A 25,753-nucleotide genomic window follows, 5' to 3' on the forward strand; every position below is an offset into this window, starting at 1 on the left:
CTGTTACTCCTTTCTTTGATAGTCTTTGTATATTTCTGTCCAATTGATATATTGGCGTTTTTCTTTATGATTTCGGTGAGAACGTTCGTTAGAAACCTCATCAGACTTTTGCCAAATCTGAATTTCCCAAGGGAAATAATGATTATTATCACTTTTGACGTACAGATGGATACCTTTGTAGTTTTGGTCTGTTCTAACATAGGGTCTAAATAATTTTATATTCAATTTATCTGACCACTTTATTTTGTCTAATAGACAATCGTAATCAATCGCATTATTAATAATGATGCGAAATCCAAGCAAATCATTCAAGCATTTTTGAACAGGTATTGTAGGATCTGATTTTCCTACGCGATAGTAGTATAACTTATTAAGAGCAGATTCTTTATTTTTACCTCTAAATCGTGTTTCTAAAATTAAGGACTCTGAACTAAATTCAAGAAAAATAAGCCAGTATGATAGTTCTTCAATATAATCATCAACTAAACTAATAAAGGATTCATCATAAGAGGTCTCTTGTAAAACCTTGTCTACTCTAGTTTTTTTCAGGTTATAAGCGATATGCCCTTTAAAAAAATTATGTGAAAAATCTTGATGCAGCTTACCGATTTCATTTATCAATCTTATAATATCGTCAATCATGATTTAATCCCTTTAAAGTTATATCAAGTAAACTATCACTATTATTTGATATTGTAACACAAAATTGGACAAGATAAAACATAAAACTCCTTTATCCTATTTTACTATTTCTATTTTATCTATTCGCAAAATCTTCCATTTTTGGTCGTTTCTCAGAACTAAATAAACACCCTGTTCAAGAAATATTGATTAGGGTGTTTGCTTTTTTATGTTGAATTTAGTTCACTTCCGCCCTCTTAACGGTTCGATGACTTCTTCGATGAGTTGGGTGTAGGCTTTTTTGATTTCGATTTTGTATTTGAGGGGATTGAGGGCTTCTGCGACGTCAGTTTTGTAGTCTTGGTAGCGTTGGCTTTGGCTGAGTTCGCTTTCGCCGAGTTGTTTGCTTTCCCCTTTGCGGTAGTTTTTGACCAGATACATGAGTTCGTCTGCGCCGATATACCATTTCTTAGCCAGTTGGGTGACTTCCTTGGTAATCACCGCTTCTATCATCTGGTCGAGGATATTGGTGATGGATTGGCCACGGTAGCTTTCTGGGTCCATTTGAATTTGAAGCCAAAGGTCAGCGATGACTTGGGCTAGTCCTTGGTTGGTTTTGGCAAGGTCTGCGATATAGGCATCCACGGCTGCGATGTCTTTTGCAGTCAATTCTTTTTGGGCATCATCTGCCTGTGGGATAAAGGCTTGGATGAGGGAAATGATGTACTCGTAGTTAATCTCATCGAGATGGACGGATTCCAACTCATAGAGGATATCGAGTGGTTCATCGTCTGAATCGTCATTATCATCTTTACGTCTCTTGATTTCTTCGAGGACATTTTGGTAGGTCCCCATATAGGTTTCTAGGAGTTCTTCTGTCAATCCTGTTTCTGCAAAGATGGTATCTTGGTCGTATTCGGAATAGACCTTGATAGAAGCAAAATAGCGGTCAAATTCTTGGTAGGATTTGGCAAATTTCTTGAGTAATTCGGTACTAGCACTGCTGATATCCAGTCCAAGCTCGCTGTCTGTCGCTACTTGATTTTGCAGGATGGCTAATTTTTCGTCGAAGACTGCTTTTTCTTCTGACCATTCAGGGGCTAAAACACTGGTTTCACCGCCGTTGGAATAGAGGCGCAACGCTTTGTCCACGGCTTCTTTAAAAGCATCTGGGGTTTGGAAGGTGATAATCTGACCAAACTTTTTAGTGCTACTAAAGATACGGTTAGTTCGGCTAAAGGCCTGAATCAAATCGTGAGGCTGCATGGGCTTGCGGTCAATGAAGAGAGTCGAGAGGCAAGGGGCATCAAAGCCTGTCAGAAGACGGTTGACCACGATAACCAAGTCCAGTTGCTCTTCACGGAAGAGGTACTTGTCCTTCTTACGAGCGAGGCGATTATTGACATCGGTATTGAAGCCACGCAGGTCTGCTATCGTGTAGTGGGTGCCAAACTCGGTATTGTAATCATAGATGGCTTCCTTCATCTTGTCCTGATTGACCGTTGACTCCTCGTCATTTTCCGTCACGGAGTAAGTGATGGTAAACTTTGGAAAATCTGGGAGGACTTGCTTCACGCGCTCAGAAATTTTCACTCTGGTTTCGCCAGCTTTGACGCGTTTTAAGAGGTCATAATATTTCTGCGCCATAGGGATAGACTTCACGGTTAAGATCGCATTGAACGTCTGTCCGACACCGTTTTGAAAGCCAAGTTGCCCACGGGATTTATTGATGATAGCGTCCAGCACTTCTAGCATGTGCTCCTCATCCTCATAGGCACTGTCTGGAATATCCTTTTCAGCAATTTCTTTATTGAGAATGAGGGTGTTTTTATAGTCCACTTTGAAGCCAAGGACAGCCTTATCATGGATCGCTTCCTTAACAGTGTATTCGTGGAGGCGTTTGCCGTATTGTTCTTCGGTCGTTTGGGCGAGATTCCCGAGTTGTTGGCGTTTGTTTTCTGCAAAGATTGGTGTTCCTGTAAAACCATACCAGAGCGAATGGATAAAGAAGCTTGAGAGTTTAAGCTGAGCCTGTGGCGTCACCGCACGGTGGCACTCGTCCACAACAAAGGCGACTTTGAGTTGCTTGATTTTATCCGCTTCCTTGCTGTAAAGTCCGTCTTCGATTTTGCGCATCATGGTTGCCAATTTTTGAATGGTTGTCACCACCACGCGCTTATCCTCTGCCACCAATCGTTTTACCAACTGATGAGTATTGTCCGTCTCATCAATGTCAATGACATCGTTGGCAGCGTAGGAGAGAAAACTTGAGGTCGTCTGCTGGTCCAAGTCGCTACGATCCACCACAAAAATGGTCTTGGCAATAGACGGAATCTGTAAAAGATTACGAGCGACCTTATAAGAAGTCAGGGTCTTACCTGAACCTGTCGTGTGCCAGACATAGCCTGACTCTTGCTTACGGCTAGCTTCCTGCACCGCTTCAATGGCATGAACTTGATAAGGACGAAGCAAAATCAAAGCTTTCTTGTCATCGTCAATGACGGAATACTGCATAACCATCTGATGCGCTCTTGGAATCGAGAGCACCTCTTTGGCAAAGGCAAAGAGATTCAGCACTGGTTGATTAGTGGTATCGACCCACTTAGTTAGGAAAGTCTCATTGAGCTTATTTTCTTTTGCGGCTGCGATATAGCGGGTATCCGTCAAGTTAGATACGACAAACATCTGTAAGCTAGAGTAAATCCCTCGCAATTTGCCTTCACGGTCGTATTTTTTAATTTGACGAAAAGCATCCATAAACGGATGTTGGGCATTTTTCAGCTCAATCTGAATCAGTGGCAGTCCGTTGATTAACAACGTCACATCAAGTCTTCTGTCTTGGTCTGCTGGTTCTGCTTTAGGACGCTCCACTTGATTCACCACTTCATAAGAAGAGGTACCACCAGCAACATTATCTCGCCAAATGACGGATAAACGGATAGTGCCTAGACTAGCATCTTCACGCTGAACTTGCACCTTAGCGATACCATTTTCACCCGCCAACCATTTAGCGGCTTCATAGTAATTGATAAAGTTAAGCTGGTTTTTAATCTGCGCCTTTTCTTGTTCTGTCAAAGGCGTGCCATTTAACACGGCAACGTTATTTTGCTCTAATTTAGCAAAGAAATTGTCCCAGAGGGCATCCTCTGTTTTTAAATCACTCCGATAACTCCATTGACTGTTTCCAGTCGTCAACTGGTCAATGAGTTGTTGTTCAATCGCTAATTCACCTGTGTATGTCATCGTTCATTCCTAATTTTGAGTCTATTAACTTTATTATACCACAATAACCCCTGTCTCTTTAATAAGACAGGGGTGTATAACTTTTATGGTATGGTCACTGACGATGCTAGACTATTTTGGAACGTCGTTTGTCACAACAATTTCAGCAAAGCCTTGTGCCAATGACCCCATGTAGGTGTTGTGAACTGTTTCAGCGTCAATCACTTGACCTTTAACTTCCAAATCTTTTGTGGTGCAGGCGTCATCGACTAGTTTAACGTCATAGCCATAGTTTTGGGCAACACGAACTGTTGTATCGATACACATGTGAGTCATCATGCCGCAAACCGTAAGATGAGTGATACCGTCCTCTTCTAAAACCTCTCTAAGATTGGTTTTCAAAAAAGCCGATGGGAAATGTTTTTGAATAACTTTCTCATCCTTAAGTGGACTAACTTCGGGATGAATATCAGCTCCGGGAGTGTTGATTTCGAAAAAGGCAGCTCCTTCTGGCGAAATATGCTGAACGTGATAAATGGGCAATTGATGTTTTCGATAATAGTCTAAAAGTTGTTTGACATTTTCTAATGCCTTATTAGCTTGATGCAATTCCCACTTCCCATTGGGAAAATAATCATTCTGAACATCAATGATAAGTAATGCGTCTTTCATGTGTATACCTCTCTTAATCTTTTATGATAACTAAAGTATAATATAACCATAATTTCTTGTACATTACCCACTTTTTGTGTGTATCCTAGTAGGCTATTCCTTTTTCATCAAGGATATGTTCCAGATGCAGATCTACCATATAATCCACACCGATTTCTTGCATAATCTTAATTGCTGATAATAATTTCTTCCCACGTTCTGTTAAAGAGTACTCTACTTTCAAAGGGTAACCTTCAAATACATTTTTCTGTACCAGTTGAAATGCAACGAGTTCTTTCAATTGTTCTAATAGCATTTTTTCGAAATACCATTAATTGTTTTTTGAAGCTCCGACAGTGATAGGGGACCGTTTTTTAATTGAAAAATGATGATTGTTTTCCATTCCCCTTTAATCATATCATGGACGAATTCCAAAGGGCAGGTGTACTCTTTCCTTAATTTCAAATGTCTTCCTCATATTTGCTAGTAATGATAAGATTTATTATATCATACAATAACACAGCCATGATTGCACATGACTGTGTTATAACTATGCTTCTTCCCTCACCCCGTATTGATAAGGAATTCCAAGATTTTCACGGAGGGTTTCCCCTTCATAGTCTGTATGGAAAATACCACGTTCTTGGAGGATTGGAACGACTTCCTCAACAAAACGTTTTAAATCTGATTCATAAACATCTGGCATGACCCAGAAACCATCAGCTGCGCCACTTTCAAACCATTCTGTCAAGTGATCTGCAATGTCCTCTGGGGTACCGACTGCGGCAGGGTGATAGTCAATAACTGAATGATAGACCACTTCTCGTAAGGTCCAACCTTCACGCGCTACTCGAATGATGTTTTCTGTCCGTGGGTCACTGTAAGGTGTGATTCCAACCGCATCTAAAATCTCTGGAGCAATAGGCTTTTCAATATCAGCCATGGTAAATTGAACACCCAAGGCATAACCGATATGAGCCACTCGTTGATAGAAAGTATCCTCATCAATGAATCTTGCATGACGTTCTAAGGCGTCCTTTTTACTGTCTCCGATGAGAGGCATGACTCCTGCGATAAAAGCAACGGATCCTGGCTGACGACCATTTTTAACGGCTGCTTGGCTAAGTGCTTTGCGCATCTCTTGTCCCTGCTCAATGGTCCAAACTTCACCGACATAGACATCTGCATGCTGACCAGCAAAGGCAACGCTATTACCAGAACCTCCTGAGTGGAAAATAGGTGGCTGACCTTGTTTTGATGGTGGAATTGGCAAGGTACCAGATGTTTCAACATACTGACCTTTTACAGTAACAGACTTGACTTTCTCATAATCCGCAAAAATCTGCTTGTCATGATCTAGTTTAAGCGCATCTTCTTCCCAAGTTGCCCATAAGGCTTGGACTGCTTGCGTAAATTCTGCCGCCTTGCCATAACGATCAAAGCTAGATGGGAGGTGCACACCGTAAGCATTAGCACTGACGCCATTAGCACCAGTTACGGCATTCCAAGCCACACGACCTTTACTAATCGCATCTAGCGTCTTGAATTGGCGAGCAACTTCGTAGGGATTGTTCCAAGACGTCGCTCTAGTAATCCCTAAACCAATATGCTTTGTCTGGCTAGCAATGACTGTCGCAATCAATAAAGGATCCAACCCCATGGTCTGCATATCAGCATCTGCTACTGCTTTTGTTCCTGGAAAATCACCAAAGAACATGAATTGGAATTTTCCTTTTTCAGCTAGTTGTGCCGCTTTGACATCCACTGAAATATCTGGATACTCAGAAAGCCTAACTTCTGGAGCCAACCAAGATTTAAAATTTAAACCAGCGGCTCCAAACATGGCAAGACCGAGTTTCATTTGTTTCTTTTCTGTCATGATAGTTTCCTCATTTTCATCTCTATTAAATCGTTTAGATTAAATCTTCAATACCTGACATGAGTTTGTCCATGATTACTGAGACAGGCTCAATCTTGTCAATCATTGAAATGCCAAGACCAAATGAAGCAAAGCCCTTGCTGAGGTCTCCAAAGAGCATCCCATCACGCATGCCATTGTAGCCACGTTGAACAGCGAAAATCTCTTCTTCTGTCGCTCCGCTATTGCTCATTTCTAACAGTTTGTTTGGAATCTCACCTGGCAATGAGCGGTAGTAGGCCGGAACGGTACGGTATAGTAAGAGATCTGTAGCGTCAGCTTCCAAGGCCATGTCTTTGATATTTTGCGCCACGATAGATTCTTCTGACATCATAAAGGCTGTACCAACGTAGAGCCCTTCTGCCCCTAGGGCAAAGGCTGCGCGGGCAGTTCTTGCATCTGCGATACCACCTGCTGCCATAACAGGGACACGACCTTTAGCAGCATCCACAATCATAGGAACAATGGAGAAGGTCCCAATCACTTGACTAGGAACCGTTCCCCCTTCGTCAAATCCAGTTGCCACAATAATGTCTGCCCCACCTTGAATGGCTTCTTCCGTATTTTGAGCTGTTGGGTTTTCTGCTCGAAAAACAATTTTGATGCCTTTTTCTTTAAATTTTGTAGCCCAGTAAGCTGAAAATTGCCCAACCATAACAGCTACTGGAACCTTTTCTTCAACCATGAGCTCAAGCATAGGACCAGTAAAAATATCGGTTAATTCATGCCCAGGAGCCACATTGATACCCAGAGGTTTATCCGTAATCTCACGGGCAATACGGATTTCACGGCGCATGTTTTCAATGGTTTCTTCAACCGTTGTTGCCGCTACCTTTTGACCTGCACTAATCCCTAACACACCTAGTCCACCAGCCGCACTCACAGCCGCAGCGTATTTCCCATTTGTCAACCAAGCCAAAGGTCCTTGAATAATTGGTTTCTCAATACCTAAGATTTCTGTTACACGATTTGCCATCTTTTTCTCGCTTTCTTTGTTTCACTATGTTATAGTCTTTATATTACAAGTGTCATTTAAAATCGTCAATTGACACTTAGCAAACATTTGTCACTTAAGTGACACATCAGGAAGGAATGTCATATTGAAACAGGATTTACGTTTTGAAAAAACCGAAAAAGCCCTCCAAGAGGCTTTTCTCAATTTACTACAAACAAAGGAACTGTCCAAAATATCCGTCAAAGAGCTCTGCGAACTGGCTCAGGTATCTCGTAATGCCTTTTACCAACACTACGAGACCAAAGAACACCTTTACGACAACATTCTCAATGAGCTTCTCCTTTCTATCGAAGATGCTTGCCGTCCTGTCGCCAAAGACCTCGGGCGCATCACCTCGGAAGAAAACCGTCAGTTTTTAGACAATATCCTAAGCGCCGTGGCACACAACCATTTTATCATCCACCAACTTTTGACCAGTCAACCTGCTAGCTTTTCAACAGCTTTCCAACAGATGATTGTGACTGCTAATCTAGATGGCAGCCAAAAACTTGGCTTGACCATAGACCCAGCTTCTATCCACGTCTTCTCTGGCGCTATTGTCGCCTTTGTCAAATACTGGTTGTTAGAGACTGATTTGTCACTTACAGAGGCTCAAGATAAGTTATTTGCCATCGTTGGACAGATGAGGGTGGGGTGAAACTGTCCAACAGAATAACAAAAAAACAAGTGTCTTCCATCACGTCATTAAGTTAGGAGGCCACTTGTTTTTTCTTATGATGACTATCGTTTCTGCAAAAAATACTTTATCTTAGAGTTAAAAACACTTCTAACTCCTTAGCAAAATCTTCCGCATACTGAAAAATTGACCCATGGCCTGCATGAGGATAAATAATCAGTTGGCTATTTGTAATCCTATCATGCATGATGTAGGAATTTTCTGTTGGTACCATCATGTCCTTGTCACCATTGACAATCAGGGTTGGTGGGGTCACAAACTGCAAGTTATCTTCTGGGGCTTTCCCCCAAGTTTTAATAGCTTTTAACTGTCGTAGAAAACTTGGCACAGCCATCTCTTTGTCCGCATAAGCTTTCTTGCGACTGGCTAGGCGACTGAGCACCTTATCTGCTTCTGCTCTGCCATGGTCATCATGATCATAAAAAATATAACGTTTAGGATCAACGCGGTGTAGGGCAGCCCGTGCCATGTAACGGAAGGTCTTTGCTGTTACCTTATCAATACCAAGTCCGCCACGGTGACCAGTCCCTACTAAAATCAAGCGATTCACCAAAATTGGAGCCAAACGCACCACTTCTTGAGCAATCATACCCCCCATAGACAGACCAAGAAGGTTGATTTTACGGTAGCCTAGGGCTTTGATAATGTCTATCATCTGCTCAGCCATTCCTGGAATGGTACCTGCTACCTTACCGTCGCTGGCCCCAACACCAGGCAAATCAAGCAAAATGACATGCTGTGTTTGGGTCAAAAGGTCAATGAGTTTAGGGTCCCAATGATCCATGGTTGCTGCGAGATGGACTAACATAACCAATGGATAGTCTGACTTTCCCTTACCGATTTCACGGTAGGCAATGTTTTTCTCTTGAACAGTAAGGTATTGGTTTTTGGTTTCTAAATAAGCCATGTGTTATCCTTTCATGCTGAGAACAGTTTTACCGCGTGAGCGTCCATTTGCCACCTTATCCAGTGCAGCATTGACCTCTTCAAAGGGATAAACCGTATCAATAGATGGCTTAATCTCTAGTTTGGTAAAAATATCTGCCACTTCTTGGAGTTGTTGACCATTGCTTTCGACGAAGATAAAGTGATAGTGAACACCATATTTGTCAGCCATTTTGTCGAATTTGCGACCAACCAGTGTAAAGAGGATTTGTTTCCATCTAGGAAGTTTCATCCGTTTAGCAAAAGCACCATTTGGCATGGCACGCAGAGATACCATCTGACCACCTTTTTTCATGATAGCCATTTGTTTCTCGGTCTCAGTGCCACCTAGAGTGTCCAAGACATAATCAACATTGCTGAGGAGCTTGGTGTAGTCCTGAGTCTTGTAATCTAGGAACTGATCGACCCCGAGCGCCACGACTCGGTCACGATTGCTGATGTCCCCATTAGTGATGACGGTTAATCCTTTGGCTTTAGCAAGGGGAATAGCCATGGCACCGACACCACCAGTCCCACCAGAAATAAAGAGGGTCTTGCCAGCTTTAGCATCCATAAGGTCAAACGCCTGCATAATGGTCAGAGCAGTCAGCGGGACACCTGCCGCCTCCTCATCTGTTAAATAGTCAGGGACCTTAGCAAGGGCATCCACATCCACGGCTACATACTCGGCAAAAGCACCAATACGATCTAACGGCAAGCGACCAAAAACACGATCCCCTACGACAAACTGGCTCACACCAGTACCTATCTTTTCAACCAGTCCCACCACTTCGTTTCCAGCGATAAGGGGCGTTTTATAAGGAACAATCATCTTGGCCTCACCACGGGTAATCATATTGTCCAGCGGATTGACCCCGGCTGTCAGCACCTTGATTAAGACCTGATTGTCCTTTGGCTCAGGCCTTGGGACATCGACGATATTGAGGTTAAGGTTGTTTTTATTGTAGGCATTTAATTGTGCTGCTTTCATTAGTTTCTTCTTTCTTTTTTTTTGGAAATAGCAGAGCTGGTCTGCAAGGTTGTAACTTCAAACGACCTTTAGAAAATGTCGTGATAATTTTTTATCAAATGTGTCTGCATTAGATACAGATACAAGATAAGGTGAAGGAAATCACCAAGCGCTTACTTGGTAACTCCTGCTTGACGGTACAAATTTGTAATGACATCTGCAAGGCTTTGACTGGCAAGCTCCTTTTCTAGCTGACTCTCTGCCTTTTGAAATACTGGATTGATTGCCCCTTCGATATGTTTACCGACAGGACATTCCAGATTGGCATGCTGATGCACTTGAAAGAGTTTGACTTGAGTCACTTCTTGCGTCGCATAGTAAATGTCTAAAAGACTGATTTCTGTTGGTGCTTTCGTTAACGCATACCCGCTCTTGCCTTGATGTGACATCAATAAATCGGCATTTTTCAAAAGAGCAATGACCTTACGAATATAACTGGCATTGGTGCCCACACTGGTTGCCAATGCCTGAGAAGATAAGGTCACCTTACTCTCAGAAATCATGGTTAAAATGTGGATGGCTACTGAAAATTTCGTATCCATAAGACTCCTTTTTAAACAAATATTTGATAAATTACCCATCATCTTGTTCTTGTTTATGATACAAGTATAAGCATATCAACTAAAAAAGTCAAGCAAAATACTTTTTTTATTAACAATATCTTAACAGCACAGAAAATAACCCTCGGATATTTATCCAAGGGACTATTTCTAATCTGCCGGTACAAAATTTTTGAAATTACGCTCCCGTTCTTCCAAGGTCATATTGAAATAGCGGAAGTTTTTCTCTAGAGCATTGATGGCTGCCATGTCTGCCTCTGTCAAGTCAAAGTCAAAGATGGCAATATTTTCTTTTAAGTGGTCTGGATTGGTCGTCTTTGGAAAGACAGCATGTCCTGACTGAATGTGCCAACGTAAGATAATCTGCGCATTGGTTTTGCCATATTTTTGAGCCAATAGTGTAAAGATGGGTTCATCGATTAGGGTGGCATCACCGTGTCCCAGAGGATACCAGCTTTCGATGATGGTACCAATACTTACAATCCGTTCTTTTAACTCACGTTGTTGGAAATAGGGGTGACACTCTACTTGCAAGGCTGCTGGTTGGACTGTTGCCATCTCAAGAATTTCTTCCAAGCGACCAGACTCGAAATTACTGAGTCCGATTGAGCGTACTTTACCAGCCTGAACAGCTGCTTCTAACTGTTTCCAGCCTGCTTTGTAATCGCCTATTTCTTGGTGCAAAAGGACAAGGTCAATGTAGTCCATATCTAAACGCGCCAGCATTTTGTCGATAGCTTCAGGATCTGCATAATCGCTCGGCCAGAATTTTGAGGTGATAAAAAGTTCGCTGCGTTCCAACCCAGAAGCCTTGACCGCCTGGCCCACCTCACGCTCATTTTGATAGGCATGCGCCGTGTCTACATGGCGATAGCCCAGGTCAAAAGCGTCCAGTAAATTCTGTTTGGTATCAGTTGGGGCAACGAGGTACACGCCAATCCCAAACTGTGGCATTTGATATCCTGAGTTGAGTGTTAAGTAAGTTTGTTGCATAATCGTTCTCCTCTAAAAATTGGTGTACATGGTCTTTTCATCTTCATAGATAAAAACTTTCAATTACTGAAATATCTAAGCTAGCCTTATTTAATCTCGTACCATTCCTAGATTTTCCCTAAGGTAAAAATCTGGATGCAGTACAGCTTCTTTAACAAAATCCGCTATGGCTAACCGTGAGATGGTATTCCCACTGATAACATCACCTTTCGGATAAAGGTGATAGCTGATATCACTACTATTATCAAACCAACCTGGTCTCAAAATAGTATAGTCTAGGTCAGTTTGCTCTAGCCTATCTGCCGCCTTTCGATAAGGTTTTAAGATACTATCCACACGACCATTTTGACCAGGCAATTCTCCGTAAATCCCATAGGATGAGATAAATATAATACGTTTGACCTTGGTCGTCTCCATCACATCAATAATAGCCTGAACCATCTTCGGTAAATCTCCAGAGAGTGCTACAAAAACAAGATCACTGCCGTTAATAGCTTCTTTTAAGGCCCTTGTGTCAAAAACGTTCGCTGAAATTTTGCTAACACGCGCATGGTCAGGTAGCGTATGGGCTGATCGTGACAGTAACGTTAAGTCAACATCCGTTTGTTCTAATAATACGTTGGCAGTCACACGCCCCAAGGAGCCTGTCGCTCCAATAATCGTTACTTTAGTCATCATCTCTCCTTCACGATTTCATTTAATTTTTACTAGTTTAGGACACTTAGCTGAGTTTTCACAGCCTTATTGTTATCCCATTTTGCCATTTGTCATAGCAGCAATCACACCACCATCAATCAGCAGGTCTGTACCAGTAATAAAGCTAGCCTCTTCACTCAACAAATAAGCTCCTGCTGTGGCCACTTCAGCAGTTGTCCCCACACGCTTGGTTGCTGAATTATCAATCAAGGCTTGGTAACCTTCTGGATTAGCTTGTAGTTCGTGACGAGCTAACGGTGTGATAATAATGCCTGGACTAATACTATTGAGACGTGCACCTCGTTTGGCCCAGTTGAGACTTTCTGCTTGCACGCGTAGAATATTGCCCTGCTTAGAAATTGCGTATGCGCCTCCAGGAATGTCCTCTTTCATAAAGTCAAGGGTTCCTAAATCATCAGCTGGTGTTGTTGCCAAAGCCATGCGTTGCTCTACTGTTACTGTATCTGCAAACATATGCCCAGCCATGCTTGAAACAACAAGCCCTGCCCCACCAGGTGTTACAAGCTTACCAAAAATCTCTAAGGCTATGGCTGTCCCAACTAAGTCCACACGCAAGATGTCTTCAAAGGCAGCTTGGTTGGGTGAAAGGCCTGCTGTATGGATATATGATGTGATATTTCCTAGTTGCTCAGCTTGATCTGCAAAGGCTTGAATAGCTTGACGGTCACCACCATCTACAATCGCAGTCTCTACTGTAAAACCAGCATTCCCTAACCCTTCCTTAGCCCGACAAAGATTATCTTGGTTAATATCGCCTAAAAGAATTGTTTTGTTCGTAGCGACACGCTTCACAATCTCTAAACCAATAGCTCCTGCTCCCAATAATACGACAACATCGTTTGAGTGTTTCATCTTTTTTCTCCTTCGTTTAATAAGTGCTTGCAACCTGCTTCATCACTTGCCACTGACCATCTCTTTTTTCAAAATACATCTTGACTTGCAGACGCCAAGTGGACGGACCAGAGCCCCAGATTCGTGCTTTCACCCGACTTTGGCCAATTAGGCTGGCGCTATTTCCAGAAATGACGACATCTTTTATCGCGTCTTCTTTCCACGAATAATACGCCATGTCTTCAGACTCAATCTGCTCCAACCATTCAGCAACTGGCTGAGAATACCCTGTCATGTGAACTAAAACAGTATCAGCTCGTAACAGTTGAGACAAGGTGTCAATATCTTTCTCTACCATGGCTTGATTGATTTGGCGATATATGGTTTGTAAGGTTTCTTTTTCTGACATTTCCGATTTCCTTTCTGATATGACATCAGGTAACTGTAACGCTATAGTCTGCTTGTCACTAACGAAATAAGTACCAGTTAGTATTCCTAGAATGAGACCTGCTAGGATACCGTATCGCATTCTTTTGCTCCGCATTTTATCAGTCTTCTTTTCACTTGATGACTTTAGTATAATGCTTTATAATAAAATTATCCAATACTTATTTTAGATTATTTATAAAATTATTTAATAAGAGGCCGAGATGAATACCAAACAAATGACCTATCTTATCGAAACCGCTAAAACATTGAATTTGAGCCGAGCAGCTGAAAATCTCTTTATCTCTCAACCCTCCCTATCTTATCAAATCAAGACAATTGAAGAAGAGGTGGGCTTTGCTATTTTTGATCGTATTGGGAAAAGCATCCGCTTAACACCTGCAGGGAAAGAGTTAATTAGTTCCTTATCACGAATTTCTCAAGAGATACAATTTGCCATTGAGCAGGCTCAAAATATGGGAGAACGCTATCGTTCTGCTATTAAAATCGGCTTTCCCATGCGGACAATGCTCACTCATCTGCCAGAAGCTATCCCTATTTTTGAAGCCGAGCAACCTACAGTTCAAATTGTACCTGAAATACAACCGACTATTGATGCCATCAGCTCTTTTATGAGACGGGACCTGGACATCATGTTACTCCCTCGTGAGGAGGCTGAGAAACTCAGTGGTGTTACTATTACCCCGCTATTTACCAGTCACATCTATTTGTTATGTCAAACAATCGATCCACTGGCCAAAAAAGAACGTATCACGATAGAAGATTTAGCCCATCGCACCCTTCTGGTCAATGGTGGCTCATCACAAACCTTGCGCCAGGTTCAACAGCGTGTCGTTGATACTGTTCCTATCCAGACCCTTAATAGTCCAACACATGATTTTACATTGATACAAGTAGCTGCTGGAAGAGCTATCTGCTTATCACCAGGATTCTTAAATGACCATTCTGGGCAATTTTCGTGGATTCCTTTTGACTGTCCAGAATCCTTTGACTTTGTACTTGTTCACCACAAAGATGTTCAAAATGACGGACTCACACAACTCATCACTATCCTCCAAAACCTTTATCAAAACTCACCTTATCACTTTTAGCTGAGAAACAATTGTTATTTCATTCACTTCCATCACATTGGACTTCCAAGTCGTGTGTTAGCTGTCAATCGTCCGTCCCTAGCCAAATCCATATCTATCTTGGTTTCTATATAAATAACACAAGAGATTATTTTAGCAATCGTCACCACAAGAAAAATTACATGTTAAAAAACCTTGAAAAATCAAGGTTTTTAATCATTTATAACTTCCAACCATCATAAGGATTACGATAATACTCTTACCCTTAAAACATTAAAGCTTTTCTAGCTCTTATGATTACTTCAAATTCTCAGTAAAGAAAGACACCAACTTGTCAAATGGAATCTTGTCTTTTTGGTCATAGAGGTCAACATGGTCGGCATTTGGAACAATCAGCAATTCTTTTGGCTCGCTCGCTACTGCGTATGCTTCTTCTGAGTGGTAACGAGAATGGGCATTTTCACCAGCTACAAGAAGGATTGGGCGTGGTGAGATATCTTTGATATTATGGTAAAGCGGAAATTCATAGAATGCCATTGGTGTTGTCGCTGTCCAGGCTGCTGTTGAATTGATAGAGCGTTCGTGATATCCACGCGGTGTGCAATAATAATCAAAGAAAGCTTTTGAAACAGGATCTGCGTCTTCTGGGAGGTTTTCTGGGAATAGACTCTCCCCCGTCACCACATGACCCTTTTCATCAAATCCTAGCTCATGATAACCTAAACGGTATTTCCCAGTTTCTGAGGCACCATTGTCCACATCTACCCAGCGTTGTTGGCTGACGTGCTCACGCAGTTTTGCCTTCTGTTCATCGGTATAGCTATTCATGTAACCAAGATACATAGACTTGGACATGTCGTACATAGAAGCTGTTGCAACGGCTTTAATACGCATATCTGCCCCTGCCGCTGTCAAAGCCATGCCTGACAAGCCACAAATGGCTTGGGCTCCAATACGTTCACGGTCAACGTAAGGTAAGGTTCCAAGATAATCAACGGCTGCACTGTAGTCTTCGGTAAACATCACTGGCTCAGCAACGTTACGCACTGCTCCACCTGATTCCCCTGTAAAAGATGGGTCAAAAGCTAGCGCTACAAAGCCATTCTTGGCAAATTCTTGCGCGTAAAGACCTGAAGCTTGCTCTTTGACCGCACCAAAAGGTCCAGACACTACAATGGCAGGATTTTTCTGATGGTCATAGCCTTCTGGCAAGTACAAATCCCCTGCAATTTCGATACCGAAACGGTTTTTAAAACGAACGTTTTGTGAGGCGATGTTTTCATAAATATCAAATGTTTTTGTCATAATACTTCTTCTTTCTATAAGTTATTCTTCAATGATGTTGATGACTTTTGCTGGAACACCAGCGACGACGGTATTGGCTGGGACATCCTTAGAAACAATGGCACCTGCAGCCACAACGGCATTTTCACCGACAGTTACCCCAGGTAAAATGGTAGCATCCGCCCCAATCCAAGCATTTTTCTTAATGGTAACGGACTTGAGTTCCAATTTATGACGGTCTGTTGGTTTCAAAGGATGATTCACGGAAATCAGCTTGGCACGTGGGCCTATGAGAACCTCATCTTCAATGAAAATCCCACCCAAATCGACCATAAAGACATCCTTGTTCACATAGATATGTTTACCAAAGTGAATATGTCGTCCAAAATCTGTTTGAAAAGGAACGTTGATAGCAACTGTGTCATCTATTGCTTCCTTCGTCAGCTGTTCAACCAGTCGCCTAGCGCTCGCCATGGTTTGAATCTGAGTATTCAATTCTTGCACAAGGGGTTGATTTTCTGTCTGAATAGTTGAAATGAGCTGGCGCAGGCCATCGTGTTCTGGAACTAATTTTCCAGTATTTAAATACGGTTCAAAAGGTGTATCAATCATTGTTTTCCTCCAGAGTAAGAGTCACTGTTACCTTGTCCTTAGCCAGCTGGGATTTGGCATCCGTAGCCATGTGACCCAGCTTAGTATAAGACCAACGATTCTGACCATAAAAGAGCACTAACTGGCTACTATTGTAAAGCATGATATCCCCCGGCTGAGCGATTTGCTGGGTATTTTGACTTGGTAATGTCATACCAAGCTCTCCGACCTGTTCAAAACCACCATAAGCTGATAAGTGGATAGTCAATGGCTGTTTTTCTAACGCTTTTTTCAAGGTTGAAACAGCTTCGTTTTCTTCCCAAATTACTGGAAAGTTTTGTCCATCTATGGATAAGGTGATTGTCATCAGTTTGTCTCCTTTTTCTTGATTTTGATGGCCTGATGGTTTCCGCATATTGGATGAAGATGATGAATTAGTAGGTGTGCAGCCAGCTAAGCTCAAAAACAAGCCCAATAGCCCAAACAACACAATCCCATATCTTCTTAGCCATAACCTCTTCAAGTTACATCATCTCCCCTTACTAAAATTAGCAGATGAGGTATTCTCATCTTTGCTGTCTATTGGTAATATTATCGTACCCTCTCCTCATAAAAATAGCAAATACTCATTTTAAATATTATAAAATACTCAAAAGGCATGTTATAATAACATAAACAAAGGAGGAAATGATGGAAATTAGAGTGCTCCGCTATTTTCTAGCGATTATCAAAGAAGGAGGCATCACGCAGGCGGCAAATAGCCTCCACCTAACACAACCCACTATTTCACGTCAAATTAAAGAATTAGAAGAGGAGCTGGGAAAACAACTATTCATCCGCCATAAAAAGGGGCAAATTGAGCTGACTCAGGAAGGACTGCTTCTTCAAAATCGTGCAGAAGAAATCATTGCTATGGTCGATAAAACTGAAAATGATTTTCGCTATCTGACAGATATCATCGAGGGCGATGTCTATATCGGTGGTGCAGAATCCCATATTTTTAGGCATATTGCAATCATTGCCAAACAACTTCAAGAAAAATATCCAAACGTTCGCTACCACCTGTCTTCAGGAAATGCAGAAGATATCACATCTCTACTAGACAAGGGGTTATTAGACTTTGCCTTGATTGTCCATCCTCGTCAATTACCGCATTATCATTATCAAAAATTGCCTTCTCAGGATATTTGGGGCGTCATTTTACCGACGACTGATCCATTGGCTCAAAAAGACAGTATTACTCTAGAAGACATTCAGCACCTCCCCCTCATTCTTTCCCGCCAAGCGTTGACCAAAACCCAGTCAGATAATCAGTTAGTTAATTGGCTCGGAGACCTAAATCAACTGAATATTATCACCACCTTTAATCTCAGTTACAATGCTCTCTTCATGGTTGAAGAAGGTCTGGGTTATCTGATTGGATTTGACCAGCTGACCTACAACCCTAACTTGACCTTTAGGCCACTTGAACCACTACTGACCTCAGACCACTACCTCGTCTGGAAAAAAGATAAGGTCTTCTCAGCAGCAGCCCAATTGTTTTTGGAGAAATTGCAAGGTTAAGCTATCAAAAAGACTCTCCTATTTTGGGAGAGTTTTTACATTAATGTCGGGGGATATTTTTCAGATTAAATCGGACTGCAGGAATGGCAAGAAGTGAAGTAACAATTGCAGCTGATGATAACCAAATCAAATGCACCCCGATAGGAAGTAATTTTGAGATTTTTATGTGTTACAGGACTCCTTTTAGAACTTAAATCAACTTGAACAGACTATCACAAAATAACATTTTTCCATAATGGACAATACAAAATTAAATAAATTTAATCATTTTATTGCTTTCTTTTCCATTTTTTGGTTTTTCCAATTATAAAATATTCTTTTACAATAATCTTGAATAAATCTCCAAATCTATGTCCTTAAACACATTGAAGACTATCTTCAAATCTGAATGTTCCTGACAAAATTCTTTAACGGTTTGCACAGCAATTTGGGCAGCTAACTCATTTGGAAAATGAAATTCTCCCGTCGAAATGCAACAGAAAGCTAAACTAGTCATCCCCTTTTTGACTGCTAACTCTAAACATGATTGATAACAGGAAGCTAGCTCTCTCATCTGTACCAAACTTGTGTGATCTTGAATAACAGGTCCTACTGTATGCAATACGAATTTACTTGGCAAGTTATAGGCAGAAGTAATTTTAGCCTGACCTATTGCTTCAAGATGACCTTGCTTTTGCATTAATTCATGACACTCATTTCTAAGTTGCAAACCAGCTTGTGAATGGATAGCATTATCTATACAGGCGTGGTTAGGAACAAAGCAACCCAGCATCTGACTGTTGGCAGCATTAACGATACCATCGACTTGTAATCTGGTAATATCCCCTTGCCATAAATAGAGATTATTTGAAAAAGGAGACAGGTCTTCCAGTTTTACCACTCCCTTAGCTCGTAATTTTTCTTGTAAATAGCAATCCTGCTTTCTATAAAATTCTGAACTGAAATCCTGAGGTTCTTGGATAGCCATAAGCCCACGAAAAACAAGATCCTTGTCAAGATTTGCTGGTATCTCTATCCCTGGCGATAATGTTGCTATCAGTTCATCCACTAAAGCCACGATGCAAATACCTCCTCCATATCCTTTGTGATTGTCAACGTTTTATGAGTATTTTCTTTCGCTCCCTCTGTATCAGACTGATTGAAACGAATCAGTTGAGCTTGTGGCAAATGATAGGTTAACTGCTCAAATGGGTAGCGAATAATGGTTGGTGTATTATAGCCGACACCCAACTCCAAGAGAACTACTTTTTTACCTTCCAATCCTTCCAAAAAAGCGGCATAACTTTTTTGCTGTCTGTACCATGTTTCATTTTGGACAAAACGATTGTCAACCCTAAGATGACGCGTCAAGGGAGCTCCGCAATTCGGACAAGTAGGAATGAGTTCTGATGGTATTTCTAGATTGTCATCTATATTGTCCATCATTTTTAAAACGTGTTCTTTGTTATTATAGACCACTTGCTGACAGGGCACGGAACATTGGAAATGCTCAAAATTTCCTTGTACTTCAAAATAGCGCTCTTTGTCAAAACCTGCTTTTATAAATTGACCATCTACATTTGTCGTGATAACAAAATAATCCTTATCCTCAACAAGTTCAAATAATTTTTTATATAGAGATGTTGCACCTACCTCATAAGAGTTATGATAAATATGTTTAGCCCAATATGCCCACTCAGCTTCTTCAGTTGGATAAGGATAAAAACCAGCACTGTACATATCTTCTATATGGTACTTTTCTATAAACTCAGGAAAATATTTTTTAAAGCGCTCTCCTGAATAGGTTAAACCAGCAGCCGATGAAAGCCCCGCACCCGCACCGATAAGGATAACATCCGCATCTTTAATTGCTTTTAATGCAATGTCAGAATTCTTCACAATTATTCTCCCTTAATTTCAAAACTATCTATTCGTGGTGGTAAAACAGTTAAATCATAAAACTCTCCACGTGCATAAGCGAAACAGAAAACTTCTAAAACTTTCCTGCCATCTTCTGTTGGATAAATATCGTACATATAAGGATTATGATCCAATAATATGTTCAACTTCTCTCTACCAATACACTCAGCCTTTCCACTTAATGAAATCATTTTTCTTTCCATAGTAGAATTCCCTTGCGTCATACCTGTCACAGATATATACGGATTTTCTTTCAAATGTTTGTAAAATGCTTTGGTATTAGCTGTTAAAAAATATACATTTTTGCTATCTTGATACATCATATCAATTACACGAGTTGTTGGACGACCTTCTGAGTCGATACTTGCAATGACAACAGAATGGATGTCATCTACCAAAAGTTTAAGATAATCTGATTTCTTCATGAGTTTCTCCCTCCGAGGCCTAAAAGGTAGAGTAATAGACTTACCCTACCTTATATTTTAGAATTTTCCGTTATCATTTGCTGCTTCTGTAGCAATGTCTTGAATAACATCCCAATGTTCAGCAATAAAGCCATTTTCCACACGGAAAAGATCATAGTAGGCAACATGTCGACCTGCAAACTCTCCTTCTGATACAGCAAGCGCAAAGTCATCTTGTGCTAAAACTTGGTATGTTTTTGTATACGTCATTGATAATCCTGCTTGAGCCAAAGCTGCCAGAGCCTCTCCTAACCCAGATACGCCATCTGCAATCCCTGAATTGTGTTGAATATAGTTATCTCCGTCAAAATAACTTGTCAACTTATCCAAGTTTTTACCGTGCAAAACATCCTGAACAAAGTTCGTCACAAGTGTACGAGTTGTTTCCTTATCTGCCTCTGTCGTCTCTATGACACCATCGGTTTGTGTATGTCCGCTTGGATTTACAGGAGTCAATCCATCCAAATTATCCCAGTGTTCTACGAATTTTCCTTGGTCGTTAAAACGAAGAATATCAAAAGCTACTACTTCTCCTGCACCAGCAAAATTGTAAATAGTGTGTAGAAATACTTTATCTCCATCTTCAAAAGCACGAACAATTTTTGCACTTGTTTTCACAGGTGCTTGTGCTAAAGATTCAACTGCAGCAATAAAACCAGCAGCTCCTGTTGGATATTCTTGATTGTGTTGAATATAGTTTTCATCTAATAATTCACGAGCGACATCAACATCTCCGGTAACGAATGTGTTGATAAGATTTTTTGCGTTTTGTATATTTGTTGACATAGTAATATCTCCTCTAATTAAAATTTTTGTCGGCTATTGCCTTACACGTATAAGTCTAACACCATTAGTTTCTTTTGGGAAGTAGGCACTTTTTAGGAATGTAGTTACCATAAAGTTCCTTTTGTAGTATTATCAAGCTTTTTAAAGGCTAAAATTTTTTAAAAAAATTTGCTTGATTTAATCAAATAGGCTATAATAGTATTAAAGTTTCAAAAAGATACTAAGGAGATATTATGTCTGTTAAGAAAGAATTACCAGCTTGTCCTGTAGAAACAACACTATCCTTAATCGGAGATAAGTGGAAGGTACTTATTTTACGAGATTTATTAAAGGGCACGATGCGTTTCGGAGAATTAAAAAATTCAATCGGAAGTGTTAGCCAAAAAGTATTAACCTCTCAACTCCGTGATATGGAGAAACAAGGGCTAGTAAATCGTAAAGTTTATGCAGAGGTGCCACCTCGTGTAGAATATTCATTGACGGAAACAGGTTTTAGCCTCAAACCCATCATTGATTCTATGTGGGATTGGGGAGTAGATTATAAAGAAAAATATGGTAAATAAAGACAGATTACTTTCTATCCTTTTCAAATATTTAGAAATAGAGCTATTTTGAACTTCTCCCTCTCTCACTCCTAATCAATAAAATATGTTTACGATTATTACTCTTCATCCGCCATAAAAAGGGGCAAATTGAGCTGACTCAGGAAGGACTGCTCCTTCAAAATCGTGCCGAAGAAATCATTGCTATGGTTGATAAAACCGAAAATGATTTTCGCTATCTGACAGATATTATCGAGGGAGATGTCTATATTGGTGGTGCAGAATCCCATATTTTTAGGCATATTGCAATCATTGCTAAACAACTCCAAGAACAATATCCAAAAGTCCGCTACCACCTGTCTTCAGGAAATGCAGAAGATATCACATCTTTGTTAGACAAGGGGTTATTAGATTTTGCCTTGATTGTCCACCCAAGGCAACTGCCACATTATCATTATCAAAAATTGCCTTCTCAGGATATTTGGGGAGTCATTTTACCGACGACTGATCCATTGGCTCAAAAAAACAGTATTGCTCTAGAAGATATTCAGCACCTCCCCCTCATTCTTTCCCGCCAAGCAGTGACCAAGACTCAGTCAGACAACCAACTTCTTAATTGGCTTGGTGACTTAAACCAGCTAAATATTGTCAGCACCTTTAATCTCAGTTACAATGCCCTCTTCATGGTTGAAGAAGGTCTGGGTTATCTGATCGGATTTGACCAGCTGACCTACAACCCTAACTTGACCTTTAGACCACTTGACCCCCTACTGACCTCAGACCACTACCTCGTCTGGAAAAAAGATAAGGTCTTCTCAGCAGCAGCCCAATTGTTTTTGGATAAATTACAAGATTAAGCCATCAAAAAACTCTCCTATTTTGGGAGAGTTTTTGCATTAATGTCGGGGGATATTTTTCAGATTAAAGCGGACTGCAAGAATAGCAATAAGAACTGTAACCGTTGCACCAATACCTATCAACAGCGCAGCATTTGCTAAGAAAAAGCAACTTAATGATAAACCACTTAGCCAAATGACTACACAACTCGTCACTAACTGTTTTGTAAACTGATGGGATGGTTTATTCATTGATTTGAATTGGTAAATTCCTGTTAGCATCAAGAAAATGCCAAGGTAAAACAGAGCGACTGCAAAACCATTATGCGCTTCTGCATTCCCTAAAAATCCAATGGCAACCGTCACAAAGCTCAGTCCAAAAATGATGGGATAATGCCAGTAGATAAACTGATTTTCCTTGGGATTCGGCGTATTTGGATCAATCAAATGGTCAATTTCAACAATGTAAATCATAAAAAGACTAGCTACGATTAAAAATATGAAAAAGGATAACAAACCAAGTCGATTAGGACTAAAGTAATCTGCAATACCTATCAGCATTTCGCCAAAGGTAATAATGACCAGAAGAGACAGTCGCTCCACCAAATGCGGAAAATTCATGGGTTTTAAATCTGATGACATGTACTTTCTCTTTACCAAGAACCCAGGCAGCAACCAAGTAATGAGAACACTTGCCGCAGCAACAACCAGTCCAATTTGATAGGGAAGAAATAGAGCCAACATCAGTCCTGTGGTCCTAGCCCCCAAAATAGAAAAGAACCGCCTGATAAACAACTTATCTGCTGAATCTTCAGTCCGAATATATTCTAATATATATTGCACCAAAAGGAGAAAAGATATCGCAGAAAAAGGGCCATAAAAGTACAAAAAACGTTCAGCATCAACCTCACCAGTAATAGACGTCAAGGCAATCAGCAAGAAAACCATCTGACTAAACATCATGGCAATATTGGTCAGAGAATTTCGCCCAAAACGGTTGGTAAAAACTGTCTGCACCATCCAGGAGTTAAGCATAATCAGCATGCCAATCGCAAAAGAAAAGAATGACATCATAGGAATCACCCCTTGATGAACATGGTGAATGAGCGAGGTTGTCTGACTAAAGCCATAAACGTAAACCAAATCGTAAAATAGCTCCGTTAATTCAACTTTCTTATGTTTTATCATTGCCAAAATATGTGATTTTTCCTTTCAATAAAAGTAACTTGGAGGTCCGCAAATATCAATTAATACTTAACCAAATTCAAAAATTACTTTTTTTGTTTCTTTCTTAAAAGTGCGGACGCAAGCAATCTCCTTCGGAGTTTCATTGCTACTTTTTGAGCCTAAGTCTCAAAACGCCCGTTCTTAGCAAGAGTTTACTCTTGCTAAGAATACCACTATGGCGAAAGAAACATTTTATTCTCGCTACGCTCGTCACTCTCTCAATGAAATTAGAGGTTCTAAAGTTCTAATTTTGATTTTGAATGAGTATAACATTCTAGTTTGTGCAAAATAGGTCGTTCTCCCACGTGGCTGATACCCTGTTGGATGAACGACCTATTATTGTTATATCCACGTGCACCTTTCGAATCTTAATCTCCCCAAATCTCCTTAGCTAGTCTAAAGACTGCCCAGGCTTTTGGCCAGCCGACATAGAAGGATAGATGAGTAATAATCGCTGAGATTTCTTCCTTGGTGACACCATTTTTCTTAGCATTTTCCAAATGATAGTTCAAAGAAGAATCGGTGATCCCTGAACTCATTAGGGCCGTCACAGTAATGATACAGCGTGTCTTCAGATCAATGGCCTCATTATTCCAGTTTTCACCGAACAAAACATCGTCATTAAAATGAGCAAATTCAGGCGCAAATTCGCCTAGTTGATCACGCCCTGCTGTTTGTTTAATAGACATATTATTCTCCCTCCTTATGAGCTGCTTGATATTCTTCATCTGTTACGGGTTCATAAAATTCACCGCTACCAGCTGTGATCGCCACATGACTGAACCAAGAATCTTTGGTTGCACCATGCCAGTGCTTCACTCCTTTGTCGGTCACAACGACATCACCAGCTTTTAAATGTCTAGCGGGTTTCCCAGCTTCCTGATAAAGACCTTCTCCTCCAGTAACAAGAAGAATTTGGTACCCATCCAAATGCACATGCCAGTTATTACGACATCCCGGTTCAAAGGTCACATTTCCAACACTGGTATTGCCATCTGGCGCTTGTGCCAACATTGCTAGATAGGATTGTCCCGTAAAACTAGCACCGTACGGATTTTCTTCTCCAAAGGCAAATAAGGGATTGTTTTTAACATCTTCATGTTTAAACATGAGTCATCACTTCTTTCTATAATAATGTTAATCTCAATTATAGTATATCTCTAACTACTAACAGTGACAAATACCTATAATGAGAGTTAATAGATGCTTCAAAAGTATTTTAATTTATCATCAAGCTACTAAATCTATCCACGATTTACCAACATATCCCCATGCAAGGTCTGAAGTTGTTTATCTAGTACCAATTTAGTAGTTTGCTCAATATAGTCTTTAAAATGCGGTGTTTCTCTGTGTTGCTCATAAGCAGCTTCATTTTGATAGACTTCGAAGAAATACCAAGTATCAGGATTGTCCACATCTGTACCAGCATACATGACCAAGACTCCAGCTTCTTTTTCCATGCTGGTCTGCATTTCAGGTAAAACAATCTCTGAAAAGGCATTGCTATCCCTAACCGTCACGGTAGCTAGTCGAACAGCTAACTGCTTATCATCAAAAATCCGCAAGGCGGTTGGTTTTTGAAGCAATAATTGTGGCACCAAGGTCACCACTTCACGGCTCGTCAGTGCTTTTTGTGCCAAATCTACAAAGACCTTAAAATGAGGCGATTGAACATGTTCTTGGTAAGCTTCATCACTAGCATAGCGTTCCACAACAATCTGCTGACTAAAATCTTCTGGAAGATGGCTACCGTACATAGCCAATGTCCCTGGTTCTAGTGCCATTGACTGGGTAAAGTTCGTATAGCCAATTTGCTTATAATCCTCTTCATAGTCCAAGTCCAAACCAAGACGAAACAATCTAAAGATTTCTGTCATTTTTCACCA

Annotated in this window: 28 protein-coding genes and 1 pseudogene; 5 read left to right on the forward strand and 24 right to left on the reverse strand. The window is 40.7% G+C overall.

Annotated elements, in window-relative coordinates; translation table 11 throughout:
* Positions 1 to 3: 3 nt before the first annotated feature.
* From SCSH_RS01590 to SCSH_RS01615, 6 genes and pseudogenes are all read right to left on the reverse strand, one after another.
* Entirely contained in the window at positions 4 to 642 is a 639-nt protein-coding gene (locus SCSH_RS01590; protein ID WP_057490149.1) for a RelA/SpoT-related domain-containing protein, read from the reverse strand.
* A 222-nt stretch (positions 643 to 864) separates the two neighbouring features.
* Positions 865 to 3,864 carry a type I restriction endonuclease subunit R gene (locus tag SCSH_RS01595; protein WP_057490150.1) on the reverse strand — a complete coding sequence of 1,000 codons (3,000 nt, stop codon included), beginning with the start codon at positions 3,862 to 3,864 and terminating at the stop codon, positions 865 to 867.
* Between the two features lie 111 nt (positions 3,865 to 3,975).
* Complete coding sequence (locus SCSH_RS01600) at positions 3,976 to 4,515, reverse strand: cysteine hydrolase family protein (RefSeq protein WP_057490151.1); 540 nt, start codon at positions 4,513 to 4,515, stop codon at positions 3,976 to 3,978.
* An 85-nt stretch (positions 4,516 to 4,600) separates the two neighbouring features.
* Positions 4,601 to 4,911: pseudogene (locus SCSH_RS11340) on the reverse strand (winged helix-turn-helix transcriptional regulator).
* 133 nt (positions 4,912 to 5,044) lie between these two features.
* On the reverse strand, positions 5,045 to 6,373 hold the full coding sequence (locus tag SCSH_RS01610; protein ID WP_057490152.1) for an NtaA/DmoA family FMN-dependent monooxygenase: 1,329 nt from the start codon (positions 6,371 to 6,373) through the stop codon (positions 5,045 to 5,047).
* Between the two features lie 34 nt (positions 6,374 to 6,407).
* A complete protein-coding gene (locus SCSH_RS01615; RefSeq protein WP_057490153.1) occupies positions 6,408 to 7,388 on the reverse strand; it encodes an NAD(P)H-dependent flavin oxidoreductase in 981 nt (326 codons plus the stop codon).
* A gap of 124 nt (positions 7,389 to 7,512) precedes the next feature.
* On the opposite strand from SCSH_RS01615, the gene SCSH_RS01620 reads away from it, so the two are divergent.
* Positions 7,513 to 8,064, forward strand: coding sequence for a TetR/AcrR family transcriptional regulator (locus tag SCSH_RS01620; RefSeq protein WP_057490154.1), 552 nt, complete (start codon positions 7,513 to 7,515; stop codon positions 8,062 to 8,064).
* A 106-nt stretch (positions 8,065 to 8,170) separates the two neighbouring features.
* On the opposite strand, the gene SCSH_RS01625 is transcribed toward SCSH_RS01620, so the two are convergent.
* From SCSH_RS01625 to SCSH_RS01655, 7 genes are all read right to left on the reverse strand, one after another.
* Positions 8,171 to 9,010, reverse strand: a complete 840-nt coding sequence (locus SCSH_RS01625) for an alpha/beta fold hydrolase (protein ID WP_057490155.1) — start codon at positions 9,008 to 9,010, stop codon at positions 8,171 to 8,173.
* A gap of 3 nt (positions 9,011 to 9,013) precedes the next feature.
* Positions 9,014 to 10,018 (reverse strand): NADP-dependent oxidoreductase, encoded by a 1,005-nt coding sequence (locus SCSH_RS01630; RefSeq protein ID WP_057490156.1) that lies wholly within the window; start codon positions 10,016 to 10,018, stop codon positions 9,014 to 9,016.
* Positions 10,019 to 10,170: 152 nt separating this feature from the next.
* Positions 10,171 to 10,599: an Rrf2 family transcriptional regulator gene (locus SCSH_RS01635; RefSeq protein WP_057490157.1), complete on the reverse strand. Its 429-nt coding sequence runs from the start codon at positions 10,597 to 10,599 to the stop codon at positions 10,171 to 10,173.
* A gap of 168 nt (positions 10,600 to 10,767) precedes the next feature.
* Positions 10,768 to 11,610 carry an aldo/keto reductase gene (locus SCSH_RS01640; RefSeq protein ID WP_057490158.1) on the reverse strand — a complete coding sequence of 281 codons (843 nt, stop codon included), beginning with the start codon at positions 11,608 to 11,610 and terminating at the stop codon, positions 10,768 to 10,770.
* A gap of 90 nt (positions 11,611 to 11,700) precedes the next feature.
* Positions 11,701 to 12,285 carry an NAD(P)H-binding protein gene (locus SCSH_RS01645; RefSeq protein ID WP_057490159.1) on the reverse strand — a complete coding sequence of 195 codons (585 nt, stop codon included), beginning with the start codon at positions 12,283 to 12,285 and terminating at the stop codon, positions 11,701 to 11,703.
* Between the two features lie 72 nt (positions 12,286 to 12,357).
* Positions 12,358 to 13,179 (reverse strand): SDR family oxidoreductase, encoded by an 822-nt coding sequence (locus SCSH_RS01650; RefSeq protein WP_057490160.1) that lies wholly within the window; start codon positions 13,177 to 13,179, stop codon positions 12,358 to 12,360.
* A gap of 16 nt (positions 13,180 to 13,195) precedes the next feature.
* Positions 13,196 to 13,567 carry a nuclear transport factor 2 family protein gene (locus SCSH_RS01655; protein WP_026217383.1) on the reverse strand — a complete coding sequence of 124 codons (372 nt, stop codon included), beginning with the start codon at positions 13,565 to 13,567 and terminating at the stop codon, positions 13,196 to 13,198.
* 241 nt (positions 13,568 to 13,808) lie between these two features.
* On the opposite strand from SCSH_RS01655, the gene SCSH_RS01660 reads away from it, so the two are divergent.
* Entirely contained in the window at positions 13,809 to 14,696 is an 888-nt protein-coding gene (locus SCSH_RS01660) for a LysR family transcriptional regulator (protein WP_057490161.1), read from the forward strand.
* Positions 14,697 to 14,972: 276 nt separating this feature from the next.
* Here the strand turns inward: SCSH_RS01660 and SCSH_RS01665 are convergent, their stop codons facing one another.
* From SCSH_RS01665 to SCSH_RS01675, 3 genes are read right to left on the reverse strand one after another with little or no spacing between them, the layout of a single operon-like run.
* Complete coding sequence (locus tag SCSH_RS01665; RefSeq protein ID WP_057490162.1) at positions 14,973 to 15,980, reverse strand: alpha/beta hydrolase; 1,008 nt, start codon at positions 15,978 to 15,980, stop codon at positions 14,973 to 14,975.
* Between the two features lie 21 nt (positions 15,981 to 16,001).
* Positions 16,002 to 16,571 (reverse strand): DapH/DapD/GlmU-related protein, encoded by a 570-nt coding sequence (locus SCSH_RS01670; protein WP_057490163.1) that lies wholly within the window; start codon positions 16,569 to 16,571, stop codon positions 16,002 to 16,004.
* A complete protein-coding gene (locus SCSH_RS01675) occupies positions 16,564 to 16,917 on the reverse strand; it encodes a cyclophilin-like fold protein (RefSeq protein ID WP_057490164.1) in 354 nt (117 codons plus the stop codon). Before SCSH_RS01675 ends, SCSH_RS01670 begins: the two co-directional genes overlap by 8 nt.
* Before the next feature lie 320 nt (positions 16,918 to 17,237).
* Between SCSH_RS01675 and SCSH_RS01680 the strand changes: the two genes are divergently transcribed.
* Positions 17,238 to 18,113: a LysR family transcriptional regulator gene (locus tag SCSH_RS01680; RefSeq protein ID WP_238581359.1), complete on the forward strand. Its 876-nt coding sequence runs from the start codon at positions 17,238 to 17,240 to the stop codon at positions 18,111 to 18,113.
* 319 nt (positions 18,114 to 18,432) lie between these two features.
* On the opposite strand, the gene SCSH_RS01685 is transcribed toward SCSH_RS01680, so the two are convergent.
* From SCSH_RS01685 to SCSH_RS01700, 4 genes are read right to left on the reverse strand one after another with little or no spacing between them, the layout of a single operon-like run.
* Positions 18,433 to 19,170, reverse strand: coding sequence for a protein-ADP-ribose hydrolase (locus SCSH_RS01685; protein WP_057490166.1), 738 nt, complete (start codon positions 19,168 to 19,170; stop codon positions 18,433 to 18,435).
* The gene (locus SCSH_RS01690) at positions 19,161 to 19,991 is read right to left on the reverse strand and encodes an SIR2 family NAD-dependent protein deacylase (protein WP_057490167.1); all 831 of its coding nucleotides are present in this window, start codon (positions 19,989 to 19,991) and stop codon (positions 19,161 to 19,163) included. The genes SCSH_RS01685 and SCSH_RS01690 overlap by 10 nt, the downstream gene beginning before the upstream one ends.
* A 2-nt stretch (positions 19,992 to 19,993) precedes the next feature.
* Entirely contained in the window at positions 19,994 to 20,437 is a 444-nt protein-coding gene (locus tag SCSH_RS01695) for a pyridoxamine 5'-phosphate oxidase family protein (RefSeq protein WP_057490168.1), read from the reverse strand.
* A gap of 57 nt (positions 20,438 to 20,494) precedes the next feature.
* A complete protein-coding gene (locus SCSH_RS01700) occupies positions 20,495 to 21,262 on the reverse strand; it encodes a nuclear transport factor 2 family protein (RefSeq protein WP_057490169.1) in 768 nt (255 codons plus the stop codon).
* Positions 21,263 to 21,495: 233 nt separating this feature from the next.
* Between SCSH_RS01700 and SCSH_RS01705 the strand changes: the two genes are divergently transcribed.
* Both SCSH_RS01705 and SCSH_RS01710 read left to right on the forward strand, forming a co-directional pair.
* Entirely contained in the window at positions 21,496 to 21,825 is a 330-nt protein-coding gene (locus SCSH_RS01705; protein ID WP_057490170.1) for a winged helix-turn-helix transcriptional regulator, read from the forward strand.
* Positions 21,826 to 22,010: 185 nt separating this feature from the next.
* Positions 22,011 to 22,661 (forward strand): LysR family transcriptional regulator substrate-binding protein, encoded by a 651-nt coding sequence (locus SCSH_RS01710; RefSeq protein WP_238581360.1) that lies wholly within the window; start codon positions 22,011 to 22,013, stop codon positions 22,659 to 22,661.
* A 39-nt stretch (positions 22,662 to 22,700) separates the two neighbouring features.
* Here SCSH_RS01710 and SCSH_RS01715 read toward each other — a convergent pair whose 3' ends face one another.
* From SCSH_RS01715 to SCSH_RS01730, 4 genes are all read right to left on the reverse strand, one after another.
* Positions 22,701 to 23,828, reverse strand: coding sequence for a low temperature requirement protein A (locus tag SCSH_RS01715; RefSeq protein ID WP_057490171.1), 1,128 nt, complete (start codon positions 23,826 to 23,828; stop codon positions 22,701 to 22,703).
* Positions 23,829 to 24,235: 407 nt separating this feature from the next.
* A complete protein-coding gene (locus SCSH_RS01720) occupies positions 24,236 to 24,556 on the reverse strand; it encodes a carboxymuconolactone decarboxylase family protein (RefSeq protein WP_057490172.1) in 321 nt (106 codons plus the stop codon).
* A gap of 1 nt (position 24,557) precedes the next feature.
* Positions 24,558 to 24,977: a cupin domain-containing protein gene (locus SCSH_RS01725; RefSeq protein ID WP_057490173.1), complete on the reverse strand. Its 420-nt coding sequence runs from the start codon at positions 24,975 to 24,977 to the stop codon at positions 24,558 to 24,560.
* A gap of 134 nt (positions 24,978 to 25,111) precedes the next feature.
* Entirely contained in the window at positions 25,112 to 25,744 is a 633-nt protein-coding gene (locus tag SCSH_RS01730; protein WP_057490174.1) for a putative quinol monooxygenase, read from the reverse strand.
* Positions 25,745 to 25,753 lie beyond the last annotated feature (9 nt).

Source organism: Streptococcus orisasini (assembly GCF_001431045.1).
Classification (GTDB): domain Bacteria; phylum Bacillota; class Bacilli; order Lactobacillales; family Streptococcaceae; genus Streptococcus; species Streptococcus orisasini.

Bases quoted from the DNA above. Each gene is read 5' to 3' on its own strand.
- SCSH_RS01680 (WP_238581359.1), top strand. From the start codon at position 17,238: ATGATGGAAATTAGAGTGCTCCGCTATTTTCTAGCGATTATCAAAGAA.
- SCSH_RS01705 (WP_057490170.1), top strand. From the start codon at position 21,496: ATGTCTGTTAAGAAAGAATTACCAGCTTGTCCTGTAGAAACAACACTA.
- SCSH_RS01655 (WP_026217383.1), bottom strand. From the start codon at position 13,567: ATGTCAGAAAAAGAAACCTTACAAACCATATATCGCCAAATCAATCAA.
- SCSH_RS01630 (WP_057490156.1), bottom strand. From the start codon at position 10,018: ATGAAAGCAGCACAATTAAATGCCTACAATAAAAACAACCTTAACCTC.
- SCSH_RS01710 (WP_238581360.1), top strand. From the start codon at position 22,011: ATGGTTGATAAAACCGAAAATGATTTTCGCTATCTGACAGATATTATC.
- SCSH_RS01665 (WP_057490162.1), bottom strand. From the start codon at position 15,980: ATGACAAAAACATTTGATATTTATGAAAACATCGCCTCACAAAACGTT.
- SCSH_RS01700 (WP_057490169.1), bottom strand. From the start codon at position 21,262: ATGTCAACAAATATACAAAACGCAAAAAATCTTATCAACACATTCGTT.
- SCSH_RS01720 (WP_057490172.1), bottom strand. From the start codon at position 24,556: ATGTCTATTAAACAAACAGCAGGGCGTGATCAACTAGGCGAATTTGCG.
- SCSH_RS01695 (WP_057490168.1), bottom strand. From the start codon at position 20,437: ATGAAGAAATCAGATTATCTTAAACTTTTGGTAGATGACATCCATTCT.
- SCSH_RS01635 (WP_057490157.1), bottom strand. From the start codon at position 10,599: ATGGATACGAAATTTTCAGTAGCCATCCACATTTTAACCATGATTTCT.
- SCSH_RS01670 (WP_057490163.1), bottom strand. From the start codon at position 16,571: ATGATTGATACACCTTTTGAACCGTATTTAAATACTGGAAAATTAGTT.
- SCSH_RS01675 (WP_057490164.1), bottom strand. From the start codon at position 16,917: ATGACAATCACCTTATCCATAGATGGACAAAACTTTCCAGTAATTTGG.
- SCSH_RS01590 (WP_057490149.1), bottom strand. From the start codon at position 642: ATGATTGACGATATTATAAGATTGATAAATGAAATCGGTAAGCTGCAT.
- SCSH_RS01640 (WP_057490158.1), bottom strand. From the start codon at position 11,610: ATGCAACAAACTTACTTAACACTCAACTCAGGATATCAAATGCCACAG.
- SCSH_RS01610 (WP_057490152.1), bottom strand. From the start codon at position 6,373: ATGACAGAAAAGAAACAAATGAAACTCGGTCTTGCCATGTTTGGAGCC.
- SCSH_RS01595 (WP_057490150.1), bottom strand. From the start codon at position 3,864: ATGACATACACAGGTGAATTAGCGATTGAACAACAACTCATTGACCAG.
- SCSH_RS01730 (WP_057490174.1), bottom strand. From the start codon at position 25,744: ATGACAGAAATCTTTAGATTGTTTCGTCTTGGTTTGGACTTGGACTAT.
- SCSH_RS01600 (WP_057490151.1), bottom strand. From the start codon at position 4,515: ATGAAAGACGCATTACTTATCATTGATGTTCAGAATGATTATTTTCCC.
- SCSH_RS01660 (WP_057490161.1), top strand. From the start codon at position 13,809: ATGAATACCAAACAAATGACCTATCTTATCGAAACCGCTAAAACATTG.
- SCSH_RS01645 (WP_057490159.1), bottom strand. From the start codon at position 12,285: ATGACTAAAGTAACGATTATTGGAGCGACAGGCTCCTTGGGGCGTGTG.
- SCSH_RS01625 (WP_057490155.1), bottom strand. From the start codon at position 9,010: ATGGCTTATTTAGAAACCAAAAACCAATACCTTACTGTTCAAGAGAAA.
- SCSH_RS01725 (WP_057490173.1), bottom strand. From the start codon at position 24,977: ATGTTTAAACATGAAGATGTTAAAAACAATCCCTTATTTGCCTTTGGA.
- SCSH_RS01715 (WP_057490171.1), bottom strand. From the start codon at position 23,828: ATGATAAAACATAAGAAAGTTGAATTAACGGAGCTATTTTACGATTTG.
- SCSH_RS01650 (WP_057490160.1), bottom strand. From the start codon at position 13,179: ATGAAACACTCAAACGATGTTGTCGTATTATTGGGAGCAGGAGCTATT.
- SCSH_RS01615 (WP_057490153.1), bottom strand. From the start codon at position 7,388: ATGGCAAATCGTGTAACAGAAATCTTAGGTATTGAGAAACCAATTATT.